Genomic DNA, 22,481 nt, shown 5'->3' with positions numbered 1-22,481 from the left:
GAGATTCGAACTCTCGACCCCAACCTTGGCAAGGTTGTGCTCTACCACTGAGCTACGCCCGCACTCCGTAGGAGCTAGGTGCGCTCCCCGTCGAGGAGGGGGCGTATAGCGGAGGGTTGATCGGTCCTGCAAGAGAGAATTTGCAAAAAGCGATCAAGTCCCGCTCACGCCCCCCGCGCCTTAGCGCGGCGCCAGACGAATGGCGCCGTCCAGACGGATGCATTCGCCGTTGATGTAGACGTTTCGCGCCAGTTCCAGCACCAGCGACGCATAGTCGGCCGGCGTGCCCAGACGGCTAGGGAAGGGGATGGCGGCGGCCAGGGCGTCCTGGATCTTCTGGTCCATGCCGGCCATCATCGGCGTCCACATGATGCCGGGCAGGATGGTGTTGCAGCGCACCCCTTCCTGAGCCAGATCACGCGCGATCGGCAGGGTCATCGCATAGACGCCGCCCTTGGACGCCGAATAGGCCGCCTGGCCGATCTGGCCGTCCTGAGCCGCGACGGAGGCGGTGTTGACGATCAGGCCGCGCTCGCCGTCCGCCATCGGCTCCAGCGTCACCATGCCCGCCGCCGACTGCGACAGGACCCGGAAGGTGCCGAACAGATTGACCCGCACGGTGCGCTCGAACTGAGCCATGTCGTGGGCCTTGATCTCGCCGGTGTCCTTCTTGCGCGAGACGGTCTTTTGGCCCGTGGCGATGCCGGCGCAGTTGACGGTCAGACGTTCCTGGCCATGGGCGGCGCGGGCCTTTTCAAAGGCGGCGGCGACCGAGGCGTCGTCGGTCACGTCCACCTGGCAGAAGACGCCCCCGATCTCGGCTGCAATAGCCTCGCCCTTTTCGGCGTTCAGGTCGAACAGGGCGACCTTGGCCCCCGTCGCCGCGATGGCGCGCGCGGTGCCTTCGCCCAGGCCCGAGGCGCCGCCGGTGACCACTGCGGCGATGGTGTTGTCGAGTTTCATCCTGATCGTTCCTATATTGTCGTGAACCTGAGTTTCGTTTGAGGATTTAGCGGCCATGACCGCCAAAGCCAAACCTGTCGATCCATCGGATGTCCTGGACCCGAAAAAGGCGCTCGTGCCGTCGGTGGTAAAGATCAACGAGGCGCGCGTGACCAAGGGCTTCTGGCCCAAGATTCAGCGCACGGCCGCCCGCATCCCCTTTGCGGACCAGGCCCTGGCCGCCTGGTACGCCGCGCGCGATCCGCAGACGCCGATGGCGGCAAAGGGCATGATCTTCGCGGGCCTGGCCTATTTCGTCATGCCGGTGGACGCCATTCCCGACATCTTCGCGGGCATCGGCTATACCGATGACGCGGCCGTCATCACCGCCCTGCTGGCCCTGGTCGGCGCCAACATCAAACGCCGCCACCGCGACCAGGCCGAGGACGCGGTGCAGCGGCTGAAGGCCAAATGAAAATCCTCCCCCCGAGAAGCGTAGCGGAACGGGGGAGGGGGACCGCGAAGCGGTGGAGGGGGCAAAGGCGCGCGCAGTGCCAAACGTCTCACACCCAACCCGCTTCCGCCCCCTCCACCACGCTTCGCGCGGTCCCCCTCCCCCGCGATGCGAGGGAGGATTCAGCTCTCGACCGTCACCACGATCTTGCCAAGCGCCTGACGGTCGCCCAGGGCCTTGATCGCCTCGCCGGCCTTCTCCAGCGGGAAGGTCTTTGAGACCCGCGGCCTGATCTTGCCGTCGGCGTACATCTGCATCAGTTCGGCCATGTTGGCGGCGTGGGCCTTGGGATCGCGCATCACGGCCGCGCCCCAGAAGACGCCGATCACCGACACCGACTTCAGCAGCGTCAGGTTCAGCGGCAGGGACGGAATGCCCGCCGGGAAGCCGACCACCAGATAACGCCCGTTCCAGTCCATCGCCCGCAGCGCCGGATCGGCGTAATCGCCGCCGACCGCGTCATAAACGACGTCCGCGCCGTCACGGCCGGTCGCCAGCTTGAACTCGCCCGACAACGCCTTCTGCGCCGCCTTGTCCATCGGTCCCGATGGATAGATCAGGCCATTGTCGGCGCCCAGTTCAAGCGCGAACTCGACCTTGTCGTTGGTCGAGGCAGCGGCGACCACCTTGGCGCCCATGGCCTTGCCCAGTTCGACGGCGGCGGCGCCGACGCCCCCGGCCGCACCCAGCACCAAGAGGGTTTCGCCCGACTTCAGCTGCGCCCGGTCCTTCAGCGCATAGTAGCTGGTGCCATAGGTCATGATCAGGGCCGCCGCTTCTTCGAAGCTCATGGCGTCGGGGATGGGGAGGACCGTCTCGGCCCGCACCGCCAGCCGTTCGACCAGCCCGCCCCAGCCCGGCACGGCGATGACCCGGTCGCCCTTGCGCACGCCCTTGACGCCCTCGCCCACCGCCTCGACCACGCCGGCGACCTCAGCGCCCGGCGAGAAGGGCCGCTCGGGCCGGAACTGGTATTTGTCCTCGATGATCAGGGTGTCGGGATAGTTGATCCCAACCGCTTTGACCTCGATGATCACCTCGCCCGTCTTTGGCGTCGGGTCGAGCACGTCCTCCACGACCAGGGTTTCGGGGCCACCAGGCGTCTTGGACAGAACAGCGCGCATCAAAGTTTCCTTTCTTGGCCTATCGCGCTTTGCGCTGCTTGAGGCCGTTTTCCTTGGACCGACATGGCGCGGCCTTCATCGCGACGCTAAAGAGCGCCACGCCCGTTTGAAAGAGGCGATAAGGACAAGGCTCAGGAAGACGACATGACCGCCCTCATCCTCCACGGCGGCGCCGGCGCCCGGCGCGAACGCAACTATGACGCCGAGGTCGTGCATATGCGCCAAGTGGTCGAGACCATGAAGGTTCGGTTGGATGCCGGCGACAGCGCCCTGGACGTGGCCACCGCCGCCGTCGTCATGCTGGAAGATTCGGGCCTCTACGTCGCCGGCAAGGGCGCCTCGCCCAACCTGGCCGGCGCCTATGAGCTGGACGCCAGCATCATGGACGGATCGACGAAACGCGCCGGGGCCGTCGCCGCACTCCAAGGCTTCCGCAATCCCGTCGTCGCCGCGCGCGCGGTGATGGAGAAGACGCCGCATATCATGCTGGCGGGCGAAGGCGCTGGCCTGTTCGCCCACGACCAGGGGCTGGAGCCCATCGCTGACGAGGCCGCCTGGTTCACCGGCGCGGGCAAGGGTGAGGACAACCATCCGCCCGGAACCCTCAGCCACGGCACCGTCGGCGCCTGCGTGCTGGACAGCCAGGGCCGTCTCGCCGCCGCCACCTCGACCGCCGGCGTCTTCGGCAAGATGCCGGGCCGCGTCGGCGACACGCCGATCCCCGCCGCCGGAACCTGGGCCGACGCCCACGCCGCGACCTCCTGCACCGGCCAGGGGGAATATTTCATCCGCGTCGCCGCCTCCGCCCAGGTCGCCTGGCGCGTCGCCGCCGCCCAGTCGCTGGCCGAGGCCACCCAGGCCGTCATCGACGAGATTGGTCAGATGGGCGGCGACGGCGGCCTGATCGCTCTGGACGCCGCCGGAAACATCGCCGCCCCCTTCAACAGCCAGGGCATGAAGCACGCCTGGCTGACGCCCGCCGGCGAGATCGGCGTTCAGGTCTTCCGCGACTAGGTCTTGGCGGACATCACGTCGTAAATGGTGGTCAGCAGCACCTTCAGGTCGACAGGCTTGCTGACCACGGCATCCATGCCCGCCGCCAGATAGCTCTCGACCTGCTCCACCATCGCATTGGCCGTCAGGGCGATGATCGGCGTGCGGACCAGCCCCTGGTCGGTCTCGCGCTGCCGGATCGTCCGGGTCGCCGTCGGACCGTCCATGTGCGGCATCTGCACATCCATCAGGATCAGGTCCCAGTCGCGCGTTTGCGTCGCTTCGACCGCCTGAAGACCATCATCGACAATCTCGACCTCGATCCCGACCTGGCCCAGAAGGCCCCGGATCACCTGCTGATTGACCGGGTGGTCCTCCGCGACCAGCACCCGCAGCGCCCGCTCCGGCTCGTCGTCCGGCGCATCCTCGCCGGCCTTCACGGGCTGCGCCGGCGTCAGCGGCAGCGTGACGACGAAGGTCGCTCCTTCGCCCGCCTCGCTCTCCACCTCGATCCGGCCGCCCATCAGCTCCACCAGGGTCGCCACGATCGACAGGCCCAACCCGGCCCCGTCACGCCGGTCGACGGCCGCCGCCTCGATCTGGACGAAGCGCGTGAAAAGCTGCCCGATCTGGTCCGCCGGTATGCCCCGCCCCGTGTCCGACACGCGGAACACCGCCCCGGCGTCCGTCAACGCGACATCCAACGCCACCTGCCCCTGCGCCGTGAACTTGATGGCGTTGGACAGCAGGTTGAACAGGATCTGGCGCAGTCGAACCGGATCGGCGCTGACCCAGCCTAGGCCCGGCGACACAACGTGGAAGGTCAGGCCCTTGCTTTCGGCCAATGGCCGCAGCGTCTCAGTCACCTCGTGCACCAGGGCGTCCGCATCGATGGGCTGCGGCACGATCTCCAGCCGCCCCTCCTCGATCCGCGACAGGTCCAGAATCTGGTTGATCAGGTCCAGCAGAGTGTGGGCCGACCGGTTCAGGATCTCCAGTCGCGCCTTCTGCCGATCCTCCAGCGCGTCGCCCGCCATGATCTGCGCCATGCCGATGACGCCGTTCAGGGGGGTGCGGATCTCGTGGCTCATATTGGCCAGGAAGCGGGACTTGGCGACATTGGCCTCGTCCGCCTCCTGCCGCGCGCATCGGGCGGCGTCGCGGTCCTGAACCGCCGTCGCGTGCGCCGCCTGCACTTCCACCAACAACGCTTTGTTGCGCTGGTCCGCCGCGAACAGGTCGCACCACAAGGCGTGGGTCGCGCGCGAGATGATGAACAGGATCGTCGCCAGCATGACGAAGGCCGCCGCCACCGCCAGACCGTGCGGCCCGATCAGCGAGGGATAGATGACGACCAGCACGGTCGCGCAGATCGGCGCCGCCGCCAGCGCCAATAGCCGAGGCGCCGCGCTGAACTGAACGAAGGCCACGCCGATTGACCAGACCTGGATCAGCACCACCACCAGCATCACATCGGCGCGGGGGTTCATCAGCCAGGCGATCAGCGGCCCGGACACCCCCAGGGCGAAGCGGATCGCCACGATGGCCATCAGCAGTGGCGGCCAGCCCGCGACGGGCGCCTCGGTCTTCTGGTATCGCTTGACCCGCCCTTGCGCCCAGGCGTCGAGGGCCATGCCGACGAGGGCGAACCCCAGCCCCACCCACGGCTGGCCGAGGGCCGCCAGGATCAGCCCGGCGGCCGCCCAACTGCCGTAGAGAACGGCGGGCGGAGTAACCATATTTTGCAGGACGAAGGCCCAGACCGCGATTTTTTCGTCGGAGACAGAAGTCGCTTTCGCTCGTCTCGGCACGCATCCTCGGCGGGGGGTCGCCGCTGACATGCGACATTGGGCGAATAGATCGCCGCCGGGGATTTGTCCATGAACGACCTGCGCTCCTTGCGCTTCATTACATCTCGGTAAGGTGCAAGACGGTCAATCGCTGATACGGTCTCGGCGCCCGGCGTTCCGGGCTTCGGAGCCTTTCATGAAATCCCGCCTGATCGCCACAGCCGCCGCCTCCGCCCTCCTTCTCGGCCTCGCCGCGCCCGCCTTCGCACAGGGCGCCGCGCACGCCGCTGCCGCCGCTCAATCGACCGGGCAGGCGCAGCAGGGCGTGAGCGTACCGCCGCTGGGCTTCACCAAGCGCGTTCTGGCGAACGGGCTGGAAGTCTATTCGGCGCGTGACGCCGACACCTCGAACGTCACGGTCCAGGTCTGGTACAAGGTCGGCTCCAAGGACGATCCAGCCGGCCGCTCGGGCTTCGCCCACCTGTTCGAACACCTGATGTTCAAGTCCACCACCAACCTGCCGCCCGAGACCTTCGACCGGCTGACCGAGGACGTGGGCGGCTCCAACAACGCCTTCACCGCCGACGACACCACCGCCTATTTCGAGACCGTGCCCGCCAACCATCTGGAGCGGATGCTGTTCGCTGAGGCCGACCGCATGGGTTCTCTGGTCGTGGACGAGCCGACCTTCGTCGCCGAGCGCGACGTAGTGAAGGAGGAATATCGTCAGCGAATCCTCGCCAACCCCTACGGCCGCCTGTTTGGCCTGTTCGTGCCCGAGACGATCTATCAGGACAGCCCCTATCGCCGTCCGGGCATCGGCTCGATCGAGGAGCTGGAGGCCTCGTCACTGGAGGACGTGCGCCGCTTCCACGCCACCTATTATCGTCCCGACGCCGCCTATCTGATCGTGGCCGGCAACTTTGATCAGGCTCAACTGGACCGCTGGGTCGATCAGTATTTCGGCCCGCTGAAGAACCCGACCACGCCGATCCCGACCAACAATGTCGTTGAGCCCGAGCCGACGGGTCCGCGCAACGTGACCTACTATGCGCCGAACGTGCCGCTGCCGGCCGCCGTCGTCGCCTGGCCGACGGTGAAATACGCTGACGCCGACCGCGCCGCCCTGACCGTTCTGGACGGCATCCTGTCCACCGGCGAATCCAGCCGCCTGTATCGCTCGCTGGTCTATGACAAGCAGATCGCGGCCCAGATCGGCTCGACCCCCGACTTCTCGCAGCAGGCCGGCAATCTGTCCGCCCTGGCGATCATGGCCCAAGGTCACACGGCCGAGGAAGGCATCGCCGCCCTGAACGAAGAAATCGGCAAGCTGCGCGACACGCCTGTCAGCGCCGCTGAACTGGACGAGGCCAAGAACGAGATCGTCGCCAATACGCTGCGCAGCCGCGAAACGGTGGACGACCGCGCGACCGCCCTGGGCTTCTCGCTGATCAACACCGGCTCGGCCGCCGCCGCCGACGAAGAGGTCGCCCAGATCCAGGCCGTCACCGTCGCCGACATCCAGCGCGTCGCCCGCAAATATCTGACGCCGCAGCGCCAGTCGACGATCACCTTCCTGGCCGCCGACGACCAGAACCCCGCCTCGGTCCAGAAGATGAACGTGGACGCCCCCGTAAAGGTCGCCGACCTGGCCCCCGCCGGTCCGCCCGCCGTCCTGCTGCCCGAGGCGAAGCGCAAGCCCCTGCCCCAGCCGGGCGCCGAGGTCGCGCCCGTGACGCCGACCGTCGCCGACTTCCGGCTCGATAACGGCCTGCGCGTCCTGGTCGCCCCCACCGACGGCGTGCCGCTGGTCTCCGCCCGCCTCAGCTTCGACGCCGGTTCGTCCGATGATCCGACGGGCAAGGCCGGCGTCGCCGCCATGACCGCCGCGCTTCTGACCCAGGGCACCAAGACCAGGACCGCGCCCGAAATCGCCACCCAGATCGAACAGCTGGGCGCCAGCGTCGGCGCATCGGCCGGGGTCGACTTCTCCAACGTCTACGCCAATGCGCCCTCGAACGCCTTCCCGGCGACCGTCGCCCTGATGGCGGATCTGGTGAAGAACCCGACCTTCGCCGGCGAAGAGCTTGAACGTCAGCAGGCCCAGACCCTGGACGGCCTGCGCGTCGCCCTCAGCCAGCCGGCGTCCATCGCCGGCATGACGGTCGGCCGCGTCATCTACGGCGACGCTCCCTATGGCGCGACGATCACCCAGCAGACGGTCCCGGCCATCACGGCGGCCGACGTCGCCGCCTTCCACGCCGCCCGCTACCGGCCGTCGGACGCGACCCTGGTCTTCTCGGGCGACATCACGCCGGCCGCCGCCCGCGCCCTGGCGCAACAGGCGTTCGGCGACTGGCGCCCGGCCGGCGCGGCCCCGGCCGCTGCGACCAATCCGGCCGGCCAGCCCCTGGCGCCGCGCATCGTCGTGGTGAACCAGCCCGGCGCCGGTCAGGCCGCGGTCGTCGCCGCCGTTCGCGGCGTGTCGCGCACCGATGCGGACTTCTTCCCGCTGACGGTCGGCAACACCCTGCTGGGCGGCGGCTTCTCGTCGCGCCTGAACCAGGAAATCCGCATCAAGCGCGGTCTGTCCTACGGCGCCTCGTCGTCGCTGGGCGCACGGGCGGATGCGGGCCTGTTCACCGCCTCGACCCAGACCAAGAACGAGACCGCCGACGAGGTCGCCGATCTGATCCTGGCTGAGATCGCCAAGCTGGGAACCGAGACCCCGACCCAGGCCGATCTGGCCCCGCGCCGCGCCACCCTGATCGGCGGCTTCGGCCGCTCGCTGGAGACGGTGGACGGCCTGGGCGCCCTGGTCGCCAACCTGGCGCTCTATGATCTGCCGATGAGCGACCTCGCCGACTACGCCGGCCGAGTTCGCGCCGTCACGCCCGAACAGGTCGAGGCCGCCTTCGCCGAACACCTGCCGGTCAACCGCGCCAGCCTGGTCATCGTCGGTGACGGCTCGAAGTTCCTGGACGATCTGCGCGCCAAACACCCCAACCTCGAAGTCATCGAGGCCGGCGCCCTGAACCTGAACAGCGGTTCGTTGAAGTAGAACTGAAAGCTGGACGGCCCGTCGCCTCTGCGTGGCGGGCCGTCACGCCTCGTCTGCTAGACCGACAGGCACACCACCTGCGCCACGCGCAGATCGCGCCTTAGCCGGTTGGACACTTGGCCGTAATCCTCGGTCGTGATGGCCTGACCGCGCGCGTCGTCGGCCGGCGTCTGTTCGCCGCGGATCGCCGGCCCGAAGGTTTCGGGCGCCGTCGTATAGATCCGGCCCCGTCTCGGCGCCTCGGCGATAGTGACGCCCACGACGCGGCCCTGCGCATCCAAAGCCGGCGCGCCGGACAGGCCCGACAATGTACCCTCAAGCCCGTTGGTGCGCCCGACCTCGGCCCAGGACAACACCGGCTCGTCGCGCGCCCCTCGCCCGAAGACCTTGAGGGTTTCGCGTCCCAGCAGGCGTGACGTCACCTCGCCGGGACGCCCCTGAGGAAAGCCCGGATGGAAGGCGCGCTGCCCCTTGCGCAGCGGCGCCTCGACCGCGATCGGCAAGGCCGCCGGCCCGCCGTCGGTGATCAGCAAGGCGACGTCGGCGCGCGGCGCCAGACGGACGTCGGCCGCGACCGCCCGCCCCTCGCCGACCACCAGCGCCGGCTTGCGGCATCCTTCGACGACATGGCGCGCCGTCACCCAGCGCCCCCGTCCTGCAATGGAGAAGGCCGTGCCCGACGACGGCTTGAACGGCGCCTCGCCCGCATCGACGGTTACGGCGGCGTCAAAGGGGGTGATGGGACCCAGCAGCGCGCCCTCGGCGACATCAGCGCCGGCCTCAGCGACCGGCGGCGCATCGGCGTTCTCGCGTCGCCCCAGGGACACCGCCAGAAACACGGCCGCCACCGCTCCGTAGATGGCCCAGTCCGGCAGGCGGGGAAACTGCATCGCTCCGGCCGATCAGCCGGTCAGCGCGGCGGACAGGATGACGGCCGTCGCCAGCTTGGCGCCCAGCAGCACCACCGCTGCCGAAATCTCGCCGTGGCGGATCCGCTCGGGCAGGCCCGTGAGCAGCAGGTCCACGACCCGGAAGGCCAGAAGCTGCAGCACCACGGTCGCCACGCCCCAGATGGCGATGTCGCGCACCGAGGTCGACACCGACAGCGACACCGCCAGCGGCACGGCCAACCCCACCAGAATGCCGGCGAAGGCGATGGCGGCGGCGACATTACCCTGACGGATCAGGGCGACCTCCTTCCACGGCGTCAACAAGGCATAGACCGTCGCCCCCGCCGCGAGCAGCAGCAGGGTCACGATCAGGTGCATCACCATGACCGGAAAGCCCGAGGCGAAAGCCTGCACCTCGGCGCTGGAAAGGACGTTCGACAAGGAGGGGTCCATGCCCAGACGCCTTGCCCGATTGTCGCCCCAATCCGCAAGCGCGCCGGGGACACACTGCGTGACATTATGTGTCCGAAGGTTGTGCCCTCTCATCAAGAGAGGACACGAGGATCAGGCCGCCGCCTGTTCCGCCTTACGCAGAGCAGAAGCCCTGACCTTTTCGCTTTCGGACTTCAGCTGGCCGCAGGCGGCCAGGATGTCGCGGCCGCGGGGGGTGCGGATGGGTGACGCGTAGCCGGCCTTGTTCAGGATGGCGGCGAAGCGCTCGATCGTCTTCCAGTCCGAGCATTCGTATTCGACGCCGGGCCAGGGATTGAAAGGGATCAGATTGATCTTGGCCGGAATGCCCTCGATCAGCTTCAGCAGGGCGCGCGCTTCTTCGGGACTGTCGTTGACGCCCTTCAGCATGACGTATTCGAACGTCACCCGCCGCGCGTTCGACAGGCCCGGATAGGCCCGGATCGCCGCCATCAGCTGGTCCAGCGGGTACTTCTTGTTCAGCGGCACCAGCACGTCGCGAAGCGCATCGTTGGTGGCGTGCAGGCTGATGGCCAGCATGGCCGCCGTCCGGTCGCCCAAGGCCTGAAGCTGTGGCACCACGCCCGAGGTCGACACCGTGATCCGACGGCGCGACAGGGCGATGCCCTCATTGTCCGAGATGATGTCGATGGCGTCAGCGACGTGGTCCAGATTGTAGAGCGGCTCGCCCATGCCCATGAAGACGATGTTGGACAGGCGCCGGTCTTCCTTGGGCGACGGCCATTCCTCCAGGTCGTCGCGCGCGACCTGGACCTGGGCCACGATCTCGGCGGCGGTCAGGTTGCGCACCAGCTTCTGCGTGCCGGTGTGGCAGAAGGTGCAGTTCAGGGTGCAGCCGACCTGGCTGGACACGCACAGGGCGCCGGCCCGGCCCACGTCGGGGATGTAGACGGTCTCGATCTCGATGCCCGGCGCGGTGCGGATCAGCCATTTGCGCGTGCCGTCCTTGGACACCTGGCGCTCGACGACCTCGGGACGGGCCAGGGTGAAGTGCTCGGCCAGCTTGGCCTGCATGTCTTTGGCGACATTGCTCATGGCCGAAAACTCGGTCACCCCATAGTGGTGGATCCAGCTCCACACCTGGCTGGCGCGCATCTTGGCCTTCTCTGGCGGACAGACGTTCGCGTCGATCAGGGCCTGGCGCAGGCCGGCGCGCGTCAGACCGCTGAGGTTGACGGGCGCTTTGACGGCGGGCGCGTTAGAGACGCGCGAAAGATCGAGCGTGATGCTCAAGGCGGCGATCCTGCGTGAGGTTGAGCCGGCCTATATAGCACGGATCCCGGCGATTGCATGGCCGGGGCGGATTCGACCGCCCTAGAGCCCCACGTCCCAGACGCCGGCGTCGCGCATCCGGGTCTCGCGCGCCTCCTCGGCCCGACCGCCCATGTCCTTGGCCATGCTGCGGATCGCGGTCGAGACGGTGGCCTTGTGCACGCCCGGCACGATCGCGTGGGCGAAGGCGGCGCCGGCCAGACCCAGCAGCTTGAAGCCGAAACCGGCCGAGGCGGCCATATGCTGCAGATAGGTCTCGTCGACCTCGCGCGGGTGATCGCGGAACAGGCGGTCGAACGGGGTCGAACCCGAACGGCGGCGGTCGATCGTCGTCTGACTCATGGCGGCGGCCTTCCCTGCTTCGTCGCCTCATGGTCACGCCGGACGGCCGACGACGCAACCCCCATCGCAATCTGTTCATTGGACGTGACCGACGCGCGGCCCGCTCGCTTCAGACCCATCGTCAGAAGCGAAAACTCGGTCTAGGGTCGGCGTTCGATCAAGGAAATGCCCATGCCGATCCGCCTTTCGCCCGCCTCTTCCATGGCCGCCGCCCTGGCCCTGCTGGCCTCAGCGACGCCGGTGCTGGCGCAATCGGGCGCGGCAGGCCTGCCCTATGACGCCCGGCGCGGGGTCTTCAGCTTTTCATCGGGGCTGGAGGGCTCGCTTCCGGCGGTGGTTCAGGTCACGACCTTGGGCCAGTCGCGTGGTCCCAGTTCGGACGCGGCCGATCCCAAACCCTATGCCTCCGGCTCCGGCGTCATCGTCGATGCGGCCGAGGGGTTGGTGATCACCAACAATCACGTCGTCGAGGGCGGGCGAAAGTTCACCGTCGATCTGACGGACGGCCGACTGTTCGACGCCGTGCTGGTCGGGGCGGACAAGGCGACCGACATCGCCGTGCTGCGCATCACGCCCGACGGTCGGCCGCTGAACCTGAAACAGGTCCAGACGGTGGATTCCGACACCCTGCGCACCGGCGACCTGGCATTCGCGGTCGGCTATCCGCTGGGCTTGGACCAGACCCTGACCATGGGCGTCATCTCGGGCCTGAACCGCTCAGGCTTGGGCGATGCGGTCGAAGACTATATCCAGACCGACGCGGCCGTGAACTCGGGCAACTCCGGCGGGCCGCTGCTGGACAGCCGGGGCCGGCTGATCGGCATCAACACCTCGATTCTGTCGGGCGGTCTGGGCGGCGGCAACGACGGCATCGCCTTCGCCGTGCCGACGCGGATCATGCTCTACGTCGCCGACCAGTTGAAGAAGAACGGCGAGGTCAAGCGCGGCGCGACCGGCGCCATCTTCGGCTCGCTGAACGCCGAGCGCGCGCGCGACCTGCATCTGGGCATCGTGCGCGGGGCCGTCGTCGCCGACGTCGCGCCGGGATCGCCGGCCGAACGCGCGGGCTTGCGCCACAACGACGTCATCACCCGGATCCAGGGCCGTCCCGTCGCCAACGCCGGCTCGGTCAACGCCACCATCGGCATCGCCGCGCCGGGCTCGGACCTCAGCGTCTCCTATCTGCGCGGCGGCCGCGAGGGGACCACGTCGCTGGCGGTCGAGACGCCTGCTGATCAGCCCGTGATCGTCGGCGCCCAGTCGGTGCTGGCCTATGGGGCGACCCTGCGAGATCAGGACGGCGGCGCCCAGATCACGGCCGTCTCGGCCGGCTCGCCCGCCGCCCAGGCTGAACTGACGGCCGGCGATGTGATCACCGCCATCGCCGGCGCACCCGTGACCGATGCTCGCGCGGCCGCGACCGCCCTGCAGGGCGCCTCGGGATCGATCGAGGCGACCGTGCTCAAAAATGGCGAGACCCTGAACCTGACCCTGTCGCTCTAAGGCGGGATCAGACGCCGATGTGACGCTGTCTGGCGGGCTCCAGACAGCGAAACGCCCGCCTTGCCAGGGAGGGGGAGGGGAAAGGCAGGGCGGGCGCTCGCTTGGAGGAAGCATCGGCCGCCGGAGCCCGTAAACTGGAAACATCCAGGGGGGCTGGGGGGGCTGTTCAGGATCCGGGACGCTTCCGAACTCCGACGAGCCGATGATCGATATTTCGTTGCGCATACGGGCGGGCGAAGGACCGAAACGGGGCCATTTCGTGTCTGCGTCGATTTCCTGGCCGCCTCTGGCGTCGGGCCGCCAGCGGCCTAAGTTGAACCTATGAGCCTGAACCCTCACGACACGACGCCGGCGCCCGGCCCCGTCTTCTTCGACCGTCGCGAACTGGACCCGATCCTCAGGGTCTATGGCCGCATGGTCGCGCAGGGCGAATGGCGCGACTACGCCATGGTCGGCCACAAGGATTTCGCCGAGTTCGCCGTTTTTCGCCGCAGCGGCGACGCCCCGCTCTACCGGATCGAAAAGCGACCTGCCCTCCAGACCCGCCAGGGCCAGTGGGCCGTCATCGGCGAAGGCGGCCAGATCCTGAAACGCGGCCGCGACCTGGCCCAGGTGCTGCGCGTCTTTGACGGCCGCAAGTTCCAAGTGGTGGAGTAGAAACAAAAAGGGCCCCGCGAGGGGCCCTTTCCGTATCCGTCTTTCGACAGACCTCAGTTCCGGTTGCCGCCCATGAAGGCCAGCAGGAATTGGAACAGGTTCACGAAGTTGATGAACAGGCTCAGAGCGCCGAAGCCGGTCGCCACGCCCATCGCGTTCTGGTCGCCGCCCAAGGCGTAGTAGGTCATCTTCAGACGCTGGGTGTCGTAGGCGATCAGACCCGAGAAGATCAGCACGCCCAGGCCGGAGATGATCAGATAGAAGGTCCCAGACTGCAGGAACATGTTCACGATCGAGGCGATGATCAGGCCGATCACGCCCATGATCAGGAAGGTGCCCATGCCGGTCAGGTCCTTCTTGGTCGTGTAGCCCACGAGGCTCAGACCGCCGAAGGCCGCCGCCGTCACCAGGAAGGTGGTGGCCAGCGAACCGCCCGTATAGCGCAGGAACAGGATGCCCAGACCCGCGCCGATCGTGGCGACCACGGCCCAGTAGAGCATGTTCACGCCCTTGGCCGTCGGGTTCTTCATGAAGAACATCGAGCCGAACAGCATCACCAGCGGCGAAAACTGGACGATCATGCCCAGGATCGTCAGGCCGATCCGGCCGTCCGCCGTCTGGACGAACAGCAGCTGCTGCACCGCGGGCACATTGCCGGTGACATAGGCCAGGGCGCCGGCGACCACGAGGCCCAGGGCCAGCTTGTTGTAGACGCCCAGCATGAAGCTGCGCAGGCCGGCGTCGACCGACATGTCGGCCGTCTGCGGCAGAGGACGGGCGTAACCGTTGTTGAAATCGCTCATGGCGACGAACTTTCTCCGATTGGCCGGAGAGGCTTCTCCGGTCACAGGCTTTGAATATCGTGAGCCGAGGCCCGCGCTGCAAGGAAAACCGGACTTGGAGGCTTGTGTTCCGGCCGCTACTTTCGGTCGCATGCTTCGTCTGTTCACCGCCCTGACCCTGCCGCCCGACGTCGCAGAGACGCTGAAACGACGGCAATCCGGCCTGCCGGGCGCACGGTGGCGACCGTTGGACGCCCTGCACGTCACGCTCGCCTTCTATGGCGAGACCGACGAACGCCGCGCCGACGACCTGGCGTCGGAACTGACGCGCGTGACGGGCGGTCCGTTCGAGATCGCGCTGAAGGGCGTCGGCTGTTTTGGCGACGACCACCGCAGCCATACGCTGTGGGCCGGGGTCGAGACGCCCAATGAGCGCCTGTCGGTTCTCGCCGGGCGCTGCAAGGCCGCCGGAGAACGCGCCGGGATCGGCATGGAGGCGCGCGCCTACAAACCTCATGTGACCCTGGCCTATCTGAAAACCCAGACCAATCCCGACCGGCTCGGCGCCTGGGTGTCGGGGCATAATCTGCTGCATTCGCCGCCGATCCGCATCGACCGCTTCGGCCTGTATTCCAGCGTTTTGACCGACAGCGGCAGCCATTACGAACTGGAGCGGGAGTATCTGCTGTGAGCACTGCCGCCTACGCGCTGCCGCCCCATGTCGCTCTGGGGCCGACGCTGGAGACCGAGCGGCTGATCCTGCGTCCGCCGGCGGTTGAGGACTTTCCGCGCTGGGCTGAGTTCATGGCCGATCCCGAGACCGCCCGTTTCATCGGCGGGGTCCAGCCAGCACCCCAGGTCTGGCGCCTGATCTGCACCGTCGCGGGCATGTGGGCCCTGACGGGGGAGGGCATGTTCTCCATCCTGGAAAAAGAGACCGGCCAGTGGATCGGCCGCATCGGGCCGCTGCACCCCTATGGCTGGCCCGGCCGCGAGGTGGGCTGGAGCCTGCATCGCGACGCCACCGGCAAGGGCTATGCCGTCGAAGCGGCCGCAGCCACGATGGACTACGCCTTCGAGGTGCTGGGCTGGGACGACGTGATCCACTGCATCGCGCCCGAGAACCGGCCCTCGGCGGCGGTCGCGACACGGTTGGGTTCGCGCAATCGCGGGCCGGGCGTCCTGCCCGAACCCCTCCAGGACATCGCCATCGATCTGTGGGGCCAGACGCGCAACGAATGGATGGTGAATCGGGTGCGCCTAAAGCGCTGACCACAACCGAACGCGTCGGCGCGTCGTATCCCTTCCAAACCGAACGAGGATACGCCCATGTTCCGCGCCAGCCTGATCGCCGCCGCCGTCGCGCTCGCCGCCCTGCCGTCAATGGCGTTCGCCCAAGCGTCTAATGTCGATCTGAACCGCTTCGACGGCCGATGGTTCGAGATCGAGCGCAACCACAACAACGTCCAGAAGGACTGCAGCCGGGCGCAGATCGACTTCACGCCGCAGGGCGCCGCCGACCGCTACGCCATCACCGTCACCTGCGTCCGGCGCGCCGATGCCAAGGTCGAGACGCTGCGCGCCAACGCCCGCGTCACCGACACCACGACCAATGCGAAGTTCCGGTTCAGCCTGACCGGCCTGCTCAGCTTCGGCGGTCTGGCGGGCCAGAACTACTGGGTCTACGACCATGCGCCCGACTACAGCTGGGCGATCATGGGTCTGCCGGACAAGTCGAACTGGTGGATCTGGCACCGCAACCAGAATGCCTCTCAGGCTGAGCGCGACCGCATCTTGAGCCGAGTGGGCGCCCTGGGCTTCAGCACCGGCCGACTGGTCCACACCGGCCTCTAAGGCGCCGCTTGCGATAGGAACGTAGGCGGAACATAAGCTGTCGGCATGTCCGCCGTCGCCCATCTTGAACTCGTCTTCAGCCGTCCAGAGACCACCCTTTCGGTCACACGCGGCGCGGCGCGGCTGATGATGGACATGGGCTATGCGCCGCTCCTGGAAGTCTGCCTGCCCAACGGCCGGCGCGCCGATGTCATGGCGATCGGGCGCAAGGGCGACATCGTCATCTGCGAGGTCAAGTCGGGCGTCGAGGACTATCGCGTCGACCGCAAATGGCATGAGTACGGACCGTTCTGCGACGCCTTCTTCTTCGCCGTCGCGCCCGAGTTTCCGCAGGACATCCTGCCCGACCAACCGGGCCTGATCGTTGCAGACGGTTTCGGCGGTGCGGTCGTGCGAGACGCGCCGGTGATCGGCTTGGCGCCCGCCCGGCGCAAGGCGCTGACGCTGGCTTTCGCCCGGCTGGGCGCGATGCGGACCTTAAGGGACTAGAGCCGGCGGAAGACGGCGGTCGCGAAACCTTCGGCGATCAGACGCGCCTCGACCTCGGCCAGGGTCTCGATCACGACGCCCTTGCCGCCTGTCGCATGGATGATGCGTTCGCCATCCAGCATCAGCGCCGAATGGCCCGTCCAGTCGTGATCGTCGTTCGGCGCCAGCCAGACGACGATGTCGCCGCGCTGGAGGTCCGATGAAGACGCCGCTCGCCCCATCTGGGCCTGCGCGTCCGACCGGCGGGGACCGGGCAGGCCGCACGCCAGCAGGGCCTGCTGCACCAGGCCGGAACAGTCGGTGGAGATCGAAGACCGCGCGCCCAGCTCATACGGACGGCCGAGCAGCCGCTCGGCCACCGCGACCAGATCTGTCTCGAACGCGCCGACCGGCTTCAGATCAGCCTCGGCCACATCCGTCGCCTCGACCACCAGAGCGTTTAACGGCAGGACGGCATCCACGCCGGCGATCCAATGGGTCGCCAACGGCGCGCCGGCCGACAGACTGTCCAGGACGACCCAGCCGACGACGCCGTCTCGACGCGCCCGGCCCCAAGCGCGGCCGTTCGACCGATCCAGGACGTCGAAAATCTCGCCATGCAGCAGCTGGTCGATCCGATCGTCAACGTCGGACAGGATGTCGGCCACGGCGACACGACAATGCATGGCCTCGGTCGCCCGATAGGCGTCTGCGCGCACCAGCCCTTCCAGCGCCTGTTCGGCGAGGTCAGGGCGAACGAGGCGGTCGCCGGGCGGAAGAAGGTCGAGGACGTCGGTCAACGTGAACTCGCATTGCTGAACCCACAGCCTTATCCCCCGATGGCTTAGGGGCCGTTAACGCGAGACGCTTTTGCGAAAGAAAATCAACAGAACCGCGTTCTCAAAATCACAAAGCCGCCTTGAAGCGTCGCTTGGTCACGCCATGTCGCAGGGCGGACGTCATGTCGACGCGTTGGAGGCTCTGGTGATTTTGTGGCTGTTTTTGCTGATCGTGCTGGCCCTGACGGTTGCTGACCAGGGACCTGTCGGGATCGCTCTAATGCGATGGCTCGTGGAAGCGCCGGCGCGCCATCTCTCGCGTCTGACCGCCGGACAGGCGGCGGGCCTTTGTCTGGTCGTGGTGCTGGGTGTCGTCGCCATTGTTCTGTTCGAGGCGGATGGCGCCCGAATGTTCGCTTTGGCGGCGCCAGACATGATCGCTTGGGCGCTGATGTTCGACGTGACCGTGATTTTCGATCTGGTCGTACTAGCCATCAGTCTGCGCGCTGTCGCCGGGTGGCGTGGCTTGATGCAGCAGCGGGAATTTGCGACCCGCGTTGTCAGCACCGTGTTGAGACGCATTAGACGCCGCGCACGGTCGCGGGGCGGACGCCTCGGAAAGCCCGGGCCGCCGCGATCCCCGTCCGACGACGCCGAGCCGGAGCCGGGGTTCGCCTTCGCCTGATCGTCAGTCGACGTAGCGCGCCCTGAGCATTGCGTAGCACGCCCTCAGCGCCTGGGCCTCGCCGCCTTCTGGATAGCCGGGGCGGGCGCGGGGGTTCCAGGCGAAGATGTCCATGTGCGCCCAGGCCCCCGTGGTCGGAGCGAACTTTTGCAGGAACAGGGCGGCCGTCACCGATCCGGCCTGGGCCCAGCCGGCCGGGTCGTTCCGGAGATCCGCGATCTCGGCGTCCAGCGCGCCGCGATAGCCTGGCCACAGCGGCATCCGCCACAGGGGATCGCGCACCTGACCCGCCGCGGCAAGCAGCCCGGCCGCCAAGGCTTCGTCATCTGTGTAAAGAGGCGGCAGTTCCGGCCCCAGGGCGATCCGCGCGGCGCCGGTCAAGGTCGCGAAGTCCAGCGTCAGGTCGGGTTGGTGCTCGCCCGCCCGTGTCAGTGCGTCAGCCAGGATCAGCCGGCCTTCGGCATCCGTATTGCCGATCTCGATCGTCAGCCCCTTGCGGCTGTTCAGGATGTCGCCGGGCCGGAAGGCGTCGGCCGACACGGCGTTCTCGACCGCCGCGACGATGACCACCAACCGCACGGGCAGGTCGGCCTGCATAACCAGACGTCCCAAGGCCAGCGCATGGGCCGAGCCGCCCATATCCTTCTTCATGTTGCGCATGCCGGCGGCGGGCTTCAGGTCCAGACCGCCGGTGTCGAACACCACCCCCTTGCCGACCAGGGCGACCAGCGGCAGGTCGGTCCGGTCCAGCTTCCAGCCGATCTCGATCAGGCGCGGCGCCCGGTGCGGGGCGGCGGCGCGCCCCACCGCGTGGACGGCCGGATAGTTGTCTTCCAGCAGGGCGTCGCCGGTGGTGACGGTGATCTCGGCGCCGGCGCTCTCTGCGATCTCGCGGGCGATGGTCTCGATCTGCAACGGCCCCATGTCGGCGGCGGGCGTATCGACCATTTCGCGCGCCAGGGCGCAGGCCGCGGCAATGCGCGAGATTTCGGCGACATCCACCCCGTCCAGCGCGACCAGCCGCACGGGCGTCCGGTCCGGCCAGGCCTTGTAGCGGTCGAAGACATAGGCCCCCAGCAGGAAGGCCAGGGTCGCCAGTTCCGCGTCCTGCGTGGCGACCTCAAGCCGATACAGACCGCCCGGCAGTCGCGCCGACAGCCCCCGCACGCTCATCGGGTCGAAGGTCGCGCCTGCGCCCACGACCACCTGGCCTATCTCTCCGCCCGCGTCCGGCACGACCAACAGCTGGCCCGGCTTGCCTTCGAACCCATGTCGATCGCCCCAGCGCCGGGCCGCATCGTCCAGCACGCCGCCCGCCTGAACGAAGCGGATCGGGATGGCGCCGTCGCCGTCTTGAGCGGAAACCAGCAGAGGATGCGAGACGGACATGAGGCCCTCGAAACGAAGTTAACCATCGGTTGACGCGAACCGGCGATTCTAGGGGTGAGACCTCTAGGACCGTCTGGACCTGACCCATGTCGCGCATGCCCGCCCTTCTCGCAACCGTCGCCCTGATCGCCCTGTCCGGCAAGCCGACGCTGGCGGCAGATCCGACGTCGGCGACCGCGGCCCAGGTTCGCGCGCCGTCGTCCGCTGCGGTGCGGGCCACCTATGACCGGATGGACGCCCTGTCGCGCTCGGTCTTTTGGGCCTCGGAGCAGCAGGCCGATCCGACCGACGCCGTGGCGGGCGTGAAACTAGCCCAGGCCCTGCGTGAGCTGGGTCGATACGATCAGGCGGCCGAGGCCGCGCAGGCGACATTGACGCTCCATCCCAACAATCTGGACGCTCTGCTGGAGCTGGGCCGCGCCCACATCGCGCGCGGCCAGGCCTTTTATGGCGTGGCGCCGCTGGAACAGGCGCGCGATCAGGCCCCGCGCGACTGGCGCGCCTATTCCCTGCTGGGCGTGGCCTATGAACAGGTGCGCCGCACTGACGACGCCCGCGTCGCCTGGAACCAGGCCCTGGCCCTGTCGCCTGACAACCCCGACGTTCTGACCAATGCGGCCACCGCCGCCCTGACGCATGGCGATGCGCCGGGCGCCGAGACCCTGCTGCGTCGCGCCGTGGCCCAGCCGACCGCATCGGCCAAGGTGCGCCAGAACCTGGCCATGGTGCTGGGCCTTCAAGGCAAGATGGGCGAGGCCGAACAGATCCTGCGCCGCGAACTGCCGCCCGAACAGGCCGAGCAGAACCTGCGCTGGCTGCGCGCGCGCGGCACTGCCGGCGCCGCGCCGTCCAGCGGCGGCGCGCCTGCGGATACGCCGGCGAGCGACACGGCCCGTACCTGGAATTCGCTGCAAGGCGGCTGATCCGGTCGTTGCGGTCTGACCGCCCGCGTGGTGGATGAGGCCATGACCGCCCTCCGCGCGTCCCGCGCCTATCAGGCCTTCCTGTTCGACATGGACGGCACCCTGATCACCTCGACCTTGGCCGCCGAGCGCGTCTGGACCCGCTGGGCCGCGCGCCACGGGCTGGATGCCGCCGCCTTCATCCCCACCATCCACGGCGTGCGCGCGATCGACACCATTCGTCGCCAGAACCTGCCCGATATCGACCTGGACGCCGAGGTGGCTTGGGTCGAGCGCGGCGAGATCGAGGACGTGGACGGCGTCGCCCCCATCCCCGGCGCCGTCGACTTCGTCAAACGCCTGCTGCCCGACCGCTGGGCCGTAGTCACCTCCGCCTCAGCCCCCCTGGCGCGCGCTCGTCTCAGGGCCGCAGGCGTGACCCCGCCCGCCGTGATGATCACCGCCGAGGACGTCGAACGCGGCAAGCCCGACCCCGCCGGCTATCTGAAGGCCGCCGCGACGCTGGGCTTCGACATCGGCGACTGCCTGGTGTTCGAGGACGCCGAGGCCGGCATCAAGGCGGGCGAAGCGGCCGGCGCCGATGTGCTGGTCGTCACCGCCGCCTGGACCCACCCGCTGGAGACGGATCATACCACCCTGGCGGACTACGACAACGTCCAGCTGGAGATCGGGTCGGACGGGTCGCTTTCATTGAAGGTCTAGCATCGCAATTCTCCCTCCCCGCTCCGGGGAGGGTCGTCGCGCAGCGACGGGGTGGGGGCGGCCCGGCAGGGACGCACGTGCGTGATACAGGACAATCCTGTGGGACGTCGCTGTGCCCTCCCCACCCGACCTCGCTCTGCTCGGCCACCCTCCCCGGACGGGGAGGGAGAGGTTTCGCGCGGCGTTCGAACATCCTATCTTCATCCCATGATCGACGACCTCTACAGCGCGCGCATCCTGTCGCTGGCGGCGAACCTGCCGCATGCGGGGCGTCTGCCAGCGCCGCAGGGCACTGGCGAGCGGGTAGCGAAACTGTGCGGGTCGCGCGCGACGGTCGATGTGACGCTGGACGACGCGGGCCGCATCGCCGACTTCGCTCAGGACGTCAAAGCCTGCGCCCTCGGCCAGGCCGCCGCCGGGGTGCTGGGTCAGTCTGTGATCGGCGCCTCGGTCGATGATCTCAAGGACGCCCGCGACGCCATGACCGCCATGCTGAAATCCGGCGGCGACGGCCCCGTCGGTCGGTTCGAGGATTTGCGTCTGCTGAAACAGGTCGCCGACTACCCCGCCCGCCACGCCTCGACCCTGGTCTCGCTGGAGGCGACGCTGGAGGCGGTGAACAAGGCCCTCGCCGCCCGAACTCGCCTCGCCGGCGCGGCCTGACGGGCACGACCGGTTGATCCCCCTGCTGCAACAGGGGATAAGCGCGGCGAACCTCTCAAGCCCCCGGCGAAGGGACGTGATGTCTCTCTATGAACGCGGCGTGCGCGCGGCCCATCGGGGCTACAAGCTGACGCTGTCTCCCCTGATCGGCCAGCAGTGCCGGTTCCTGCCGACCTGTTCGGATTACGGGCGCGACGCCCTGATCCAGCACGGCCCGGTAAAGGGGGGGTGGCTCACCGTGCGCCGCCTCTGTAAATGCCATCCCTTCGGGAGATCGGGATACGACCCGGTCCCGCCAGTTGAAGACTGACACATGATCGACCTGAAATTCCCCGACGGCGCGGTGCGCCATTACCCGGCCGGTTCGACGGCGCGCGACGTCGCGACCTCGATCTCGCCTTCGCTGGCCAAGAAGGCCGTGCTGGCCGAACTGAACGGCGAGCAACGCGACATGGGTCGGGTGCTGGAGACGGGCGGCGACTTCCGCCTGATCATGCGCGACGACCCCGCCGCCCTCTATACGATCCGCCACGACACGGCCCACGTCCTGGCCGAGGCGGTCCAGACCCTGTTCCCTGGCACCCAGGTCACGATCGGCCCGGCGATCGAGGACGGTTTCTACTACGATTTCTACCGGGAAGAGCCCTTCTCGACCG

Annotated in this window: 25 protein-coding genes; 15 read left to right on the top strand and 10 right to left on the bottom strand. The window is 68.1% G+C overall.

From position 1 onward, the window contains the following. Positions 1-180: 180 nt before the first annotated feature. On the bottom strand, positions 181-963 hold the full coding sequence (locus RT123_RS01960) for an SDR family NAD(P)-dependent oxidoreductase (protein WP_039243834.1): 783 nt from the start codon (positions 961-963) through the stop codon (positions 181-183). Positions 964-1,018: 55 nt separating this feature from the next. Here RT123_RS01960 and RT123_RS01955 point away from each other — a divergent pair, with 55 nt between their 5' ends. Continuing rightward, positions 1,019-1,417 (top strand): YkvA family protein, encoded by a 399-nt coding sequence (locus RT123_RS01955; protein ID WP_313007395.1) that lies wholly within the window; start codon positions 1,019-1,021, stop codon positions 1,415-1,417. A gap of 161 nt (positions 1,418-1,578) precedes the next feature. Here the strand turns inward: RT123_RS01955 and RT123_RS01950 are convergent, their stop codons facing one another. Then, complete coding sequence (locus RT123_RS01950) at positions 1,579-2,580, bottom strand: NADPH:quinone oxidoreductase family protein (RefSeq protein ID WP_313007393.1); 1,002 nt, start codon at positions 2,578-2,580, stop codon at positions 1,579-1,581. Between the two features lie 144 nt (positions 2,581-2,724). On the opposite strand from RT123_RS01950, the gene RT123_RS01945 reads away from it, so the two are divergent. Beyond that, complete coding sequence (locus tag RT123_RS01945) at positions 2,725-3,594, top strand: isoaspartyl peptidase/L-asparaginase (RefSeq protein WP_313007391.1); 870 nt, start codon at positions 2,725-2,727, stop codon at positions 3,592-3,594. Here the strand turns inward: RT123_RS01945 and RT123_RS01940 are convergent. Then, entirely contained in the window at positions 3,591-5,312 is a 1,722-nt protein-coding gene (locus RT123_RS01940; RefSeq protein ID WP_313007389.1) for an ATP-binding protein, read from the bottom strand. The genes RT123_RS01945 and RT123_RS01940 overlap by 4 nt on opposite strands. Positions 5,313-5,559: 247 nt before the next feature. On the opposite strand from RT123_RS01940, the gene RT123_RS01935 reads away from it, so the two are divergent. Continuing rightward, positions 5,560-8,424, top strand: coding sequence for a pitrilysin family protein (locus tag RT123_RS01935; protein ID WP_313007387.1), 2,865 nt, complete (start codon positions 5,560-5,562; stop codon positions 8,422-8,424). 56 nt (positions 8,425-8,480) lie between these two features. Here RT123_RS01935 and RT123_RS01930 read toward each other — a convergent pair whose 3' ends face one another. The 4 genes from RT123_RS01930 to RT123_RS01915 form a co-directional block, all read right to left on the bottom strand. Further along, complete coding sequence (locus RT123_RS01930) at positions 8,481-9,314, bottom strand: serine protease (RefSeq protein WP_313007385.1); 834 nt, start codon at positions 9,312-9,314, stop codon at positions 8,481-8,483. Positions 9,315-9,326: 12 nt separating this feature from the next. Continuing rightward, complete coding sequence (locus RT123_RS01925) at positions 9,327-9,767, bottom strand: DUF350 domain-containing protein (RefSeq protein WP_017506264.1); 441 nt, start codon at positions 9,765-9,767, stop codon at positions 9,327-9,329. 111 nt (positions 9,768-9,878) lie between these two features. Then, positions 9,879-11,039: a 23S rRNA (adenine(2503)-C(2))-methyltransferase RlmN gene (gene rlmN, locus RT123_RS01920; RefSeq protein WP_066553234.1), complete on the bottom strand. Its 1,161-nt coding sequence runs from the start codon at positions 11,037-11,039 to the stop codon at positions 9,879-9,881. Between the two features lie 81 nt (positions 11,040-11,120). After that, positions 11,121-11,420: a DUF6356 family protein gene (locus RT123_RS01915; protein ID WP_185224983.1), complete on the bottom strand. Its 300-nt coding sequence runs from the start codon at positions 11,418-11,420 to the stop codon at positions 11,121-11,123. Between the two features lie 171 nt (positions 11,421-11,591). Here RT123_RS01915 and RT123_RS01910 point away from each other — a divergent pair, with 171 nt between their 5' ends. Further along, positions 11,592-12,923 carry a trypsin-like peptidase domain-containing protein gene (locus RT123_RS01910; RefSeq protein WP_313007381.1) on the top strand — a complete coding sequence of 444 codons (1,332 nt, stop codon included), beginning with the start codon at positions 11,592-11,594 and terminating at the stop codon, positions 12,921-12,923. Between the two features lie 321 nt (positions 12,924-13,244). After that, a complete protein-coding gene (locus RT123_RS01905; protein WP_055807234.1) occupies positions 13,245-13,580 on the top strand; it encodes a DUF2794 domain-containing protein in 336 nt (111 codons plus the stop codon). A gap of 53 nt (positions 13,581-13,633) precedes the next feature. On the opposite strand, the gene RT123_RS01900 is transcribed toward RT123_RS01905, so the two are convergent. Next, positions 13,634-14,383 (bottom strand): Bax inhibitor-1/YccA family protein, encoded by a 750-nt coding sequence (locus RT123_RS01900; protein WP_055754260.1) that lies wholly within the window; start codon positions 14,381-14,383, stop codon positions 13,634-13,636. A gap of 130 nt (positions 14,384-14,513) precedes the next feature. Here RT123_RS01900 and thpR point away from each other — a divergent pair, with 130 nt between their 5' ends. Genes thpR through mmcB form a run of 4 tightly spaced genes read left to right on the top strand, consistent with a single transcriptional unit; the run spans position 14,514 to position 16,705 of the window. Further along, positions 14,514-15,053, top strand: coding sequence for an RNA 2',3'-cyclic phosphodiesterase (thpR, locus tag RT123_RS01895; protein ID WP_137720574.1), 540 nt, complete (start codon positions 14,514-14,516; stop codon positions 15,051-15,053). Then, the gene (locus RT123_RS01890; RefSeq protein WP_313007378.1) at positions 15,050-15,634 is read left to right on the top strand and encodes a GNAT family N-acetyltransferase; all 585 of its coding nucleotides are present in this window, start codon (positions 15,050-15,052) and stop codon (positions 15,632-15,634) included. Before thpR ends, RT123_RS01890 begins: the two co-directional genes overlap by 4 nt. A gap of 57 nt (positions 15,635-15,691) precedes the next feature. Continuing rightward, positions 15,692-16,216 (top strand): lipocalin family protein, encoded by a 525-nt coding sequence (locus tag RT123_RS01885; protein WP_313007376.1) that lies wholly within the window; start codon positions 15,692-15,694, stop codon positions 16,214-16,216. Positions 16,217-16,261: 45 nt separating this feature from the next. Next, a complete protein-coding gene (mmcB, locus tag RT123_RS01880) occupies positions 16,262-16,705 on the top strand; it encodes a DNA repair putative endonuclease MmcB (RefSeq protein ID WP_313007374.1) in 444 nt (147 codons plus the stop codon). On the opposite strand, the gene RT123_RS01875 is transcribed toward mmcB, so the two are convergent. After that, complete coding sequence (locus RT123_RS01875; RefSeq protein WP_313007372.1) at positions 16,702-17,484, bottom strand: NlpC/P60 family protein; 783 nt, start codon at positions 17,482-17,484, stop codon at positions 16,702-16,704. The genes mmcB and RT123_RS01875 overlap by 4 nt on opposite strands. 70 nt (positions 17,485-17,554) lie before the next feature. Here RT123_RS01875 and RT123_RS01870 point away from each other — a divergent pair, with 70 nt between their 5' ends. Continuing rightward, positions 17,555-18,148 (top strand): hypothetical protein, encoded by a 594-nt coding sequence (locus RT123_RS01870; RefSeq protein WP_313007370.1) that lies wholly within the window; start codon positions 17,555-17,557, stop codon positions 18,146-18,148. A 3-nt stretch (positions 18,149-18,151) separates the two neighbouring features. Here RT123_RS01870 and RT123_RS01865 read toward each other — a convergent pair whose 3' ends face one another. Beyond that, complete coding sequence (locus RT123_RS01865; RefSeq protein ID WP_313007368.1) at positions 18,152-19,537, bottom strand: leucyl aminopeptidase family protein; 1,386 nt, start codon at positions 19,535-19,537, stop codon at positions 18,152-18,154. 86 nt (positions 19,538-19,623) lie between these two features. On the opposite strand from RT123_RS01865, the gene RT123_RS01860 reads away from it, so the two are divergent. From RT123_RS01860 to RT123_RS01840, 5 genes are all read left to right on the top strand, one after another. Then, positions 19,624-20,460 carry a tetratricopeptide repeat protein gene (locus RT123_RS01860; RefSeq protein ID WP_313007366.1) on the top strand — a complete coding sequence of 279 codons (837 nt, stop codon included), beginning with the start codon at positions 19,624-19,626 and terminating at the stop codon, positions 20,458-20,460. 42 nt (positions 20,461-20,502) lie between these two features. Further along, positions 20,503-21,162, top strand: coding sequence for an HAD-IA family hydrolase (locus RT123_RS01855; RefSeq protein ID WP_313007365.1), 660 nt, complete (start codon positions 20,503-20,505; stop codon positions 21,160-21,162). 207 nt (positions 21,163-21,369) lie between these two features. Continuing rightward, entirely contained in the window at positions 21,370-21,825 is a 456-nt protein-coding gene (locus tag RT123_RS01850; RefSeq protein ID WP_313007363.1) for an iron-sulfur cluster assembly scaffold protein, read from the top strand. A 79-nt stretch (positions 21,826-21,904) separates the two neighbouring features. Next, positions 21,905-22,135 carry a membrane protein insertion efficiency factor YidD gene (gene yidD, locus RT123_RS01845; RefSeq protein WP_313007361.1) on the top strand — a complete coding sequence of 77 codons (231 nt, stop codon included), beginning with the start codon at positions 21,905-21,907 and terminating at the stop codon, positions 22,133-22,135. Between the two features lie 3 nt (positions 22,136-22,138). Continuing rightward, positions 22,139-22,481 (top strand): TGS domain-containing protein (locus tag RT123_RS01840; RefSeq protein ID WP_313007360.1); only part of this gene is annotated, 343 nt, incomplete at its 3' end.

It is taken from the genome of Brevundimonas vesicularis (assembly GCF_032067225.1).
Classification (GTDB): domain Bacteria; phylum Pseudomonadota; class Alphaproteobacteria; order Caulobacterales; family Caulobacteraceae; genus Brevundimonas; species Brevundimonas vesicularis_F.
This window is presented reverse-complemented; position numbering and strand designations above follow the sequence as displayed.

What these genes read in the sequence shown, in the direction of transcription:
- RT123_RS01960 (WP_039243834.1), bottom strand. Translation starts at nt 963, where the DNA reads ATGAAACTCGACAACACCATCGCCGCAGTGGTCACCGGCGGCGCCTCG.
- RT123_RS01950 (WP_313007393.1), bottom strand. Translation starts at nt 2,580, where the DNA reads ATGCGCGCTGTTCTGTCCAAGACGCCTGGTGGCCCCGAAACCCTGGTC.
- RT123_RS01850 (WP_313007363.1), top strand. Translation starts at nt 21,370, where the DNA reads ATGATCGACGACCTCTACAGCGCGCGCATCCTGTCGCTGGCGGCGAAC.
- RT123_RS01940 (WP_313007389.1), bottom strand. Translation starts at nt 5,312, where the DNA reads ATGGTTACTCCGCCCGCCGTTCTCTACGGCAGTTGGGCGGCCGCCGGG.
- RT123_RS01935 (WP_313007387.1), top strand. Translation starts at nt 5,560, where the DNA reads ATGAAATCCCGCCTGATCGCCACAGCCGCCGCCTCCGCCCTCCTTCTC.
- RT123_RS01955 (WP_313007395.1), top strand. Translation starts at nt 1,019, where the DNA reads ATGACCGCCAAAGCCAAACCTGTCGATCCATCGGATGTCCTGGACCCG.
- yidD (WP_313007361.1), top strand. Translation starts at nt 21,905, where the DNA reads ATGTCTCTCTATGAACGCGGCGTGCGCGCGGCCCATCGGGGCTACAAG.
- mmcB (WP_313007374.1), top strand. Translation starts at nt 16,262, where the DNA reads ATGTCCGCCGTCGCCCATCTTGAACTCGTCTTCAGCCGTCCAGAGACC.
- thpR (WP_137720574.1), top strand. Translation starts at nt 14,514, where the DNA reads ATGCTTCGTCTGTTCACCGCCCTGACCCTGCCGCCCGACGTCGCAGAG.
- RT123_RS01860 (WP_313007366.1), top strand. Translation starts at nt 19,624, where the DNA reads ATGTCGCGCATGCCCGCCCTTCTCGCAACCGTCGCCCTGATCGCCCTG.
- RT123_RS01905 (WP_055807234.1), top strand. Translation starts at nt 13,245, where the DNA reads ATGAGCCTGAACCCTCACGACACGACGCCGGCGCCCGGCCCCGTCTTC.
- RT123_RS01910 (WP_313007381.1), top strand. Translation starts at nt 11,592, where the DNA reads ATGCCGATCCGCCTTTCGCCCGCCTCTTCCATGGCCGCCGCCCTGGCC.
- RT123_RS01930 (WP_313007385.1), bottom strand. Translation starts at nt 9,314, where the DNA reads ATGCAGTTTCCCCGCCTGCCGGACTGGGCCATCTACGGAGCGGTGGCG.
- RT123_RS01885 (WP_313007376.1), top strand. Translation starts at nt 15,692, where the DNA reads ATGTTCCGCGCCAGCCTGATCGCCGCCGCCGTCGCGCTCGCCGCCCTG.
- RT123_RS01915 (WP_185224983.1), bottom strand. Translation starts at nt 11,420, where the DNA reads ATGAGTCAGACGACGATCGACCGCCGCCGTTCGGGTTCGACCCCGTTC.
- RT123_RS01925 (WP_017506264.1), bottom strand. Translation starts at nt 9,767, where the DNA reads ATGGACCCCTCCTTGTCGAACGTCCTTTCCAGCGCCGAGGTGCAGGCT.
- RT123_RS01865 (WP_313007368.1), bottom strand. Translation starts at nt 19,537, where the DNA reads ATGTCCGTCTCGCATCCTCTGCTGGTTTCCGCTCAAGACGGCGACGGC.
- RT123_RS01855 (WP_313007365.1), top strand. Translation starts at nt 20,503, where the DNA reads ATGACCGCCCTCCGCGCGTCCCGCGCCTATCAGGCCTTCCTGTTCGAC.
- RT123_RS01945 (WP_313007391.1), top strand. Translation starts at nt 2,725, where the DNA reads ATGACCGCCCTCATCCTCCACGGCGGCGCCGGCGCCCGGCGCGAACGC.
- RT123_RS01900 (WP_055754260.1), bottom strand. Translation starts at nt 14,383, where the DNA reads ATGAGCGATTTCAACAACGGTTACGCCCGTCCTCTGCCGCAGACGGCC.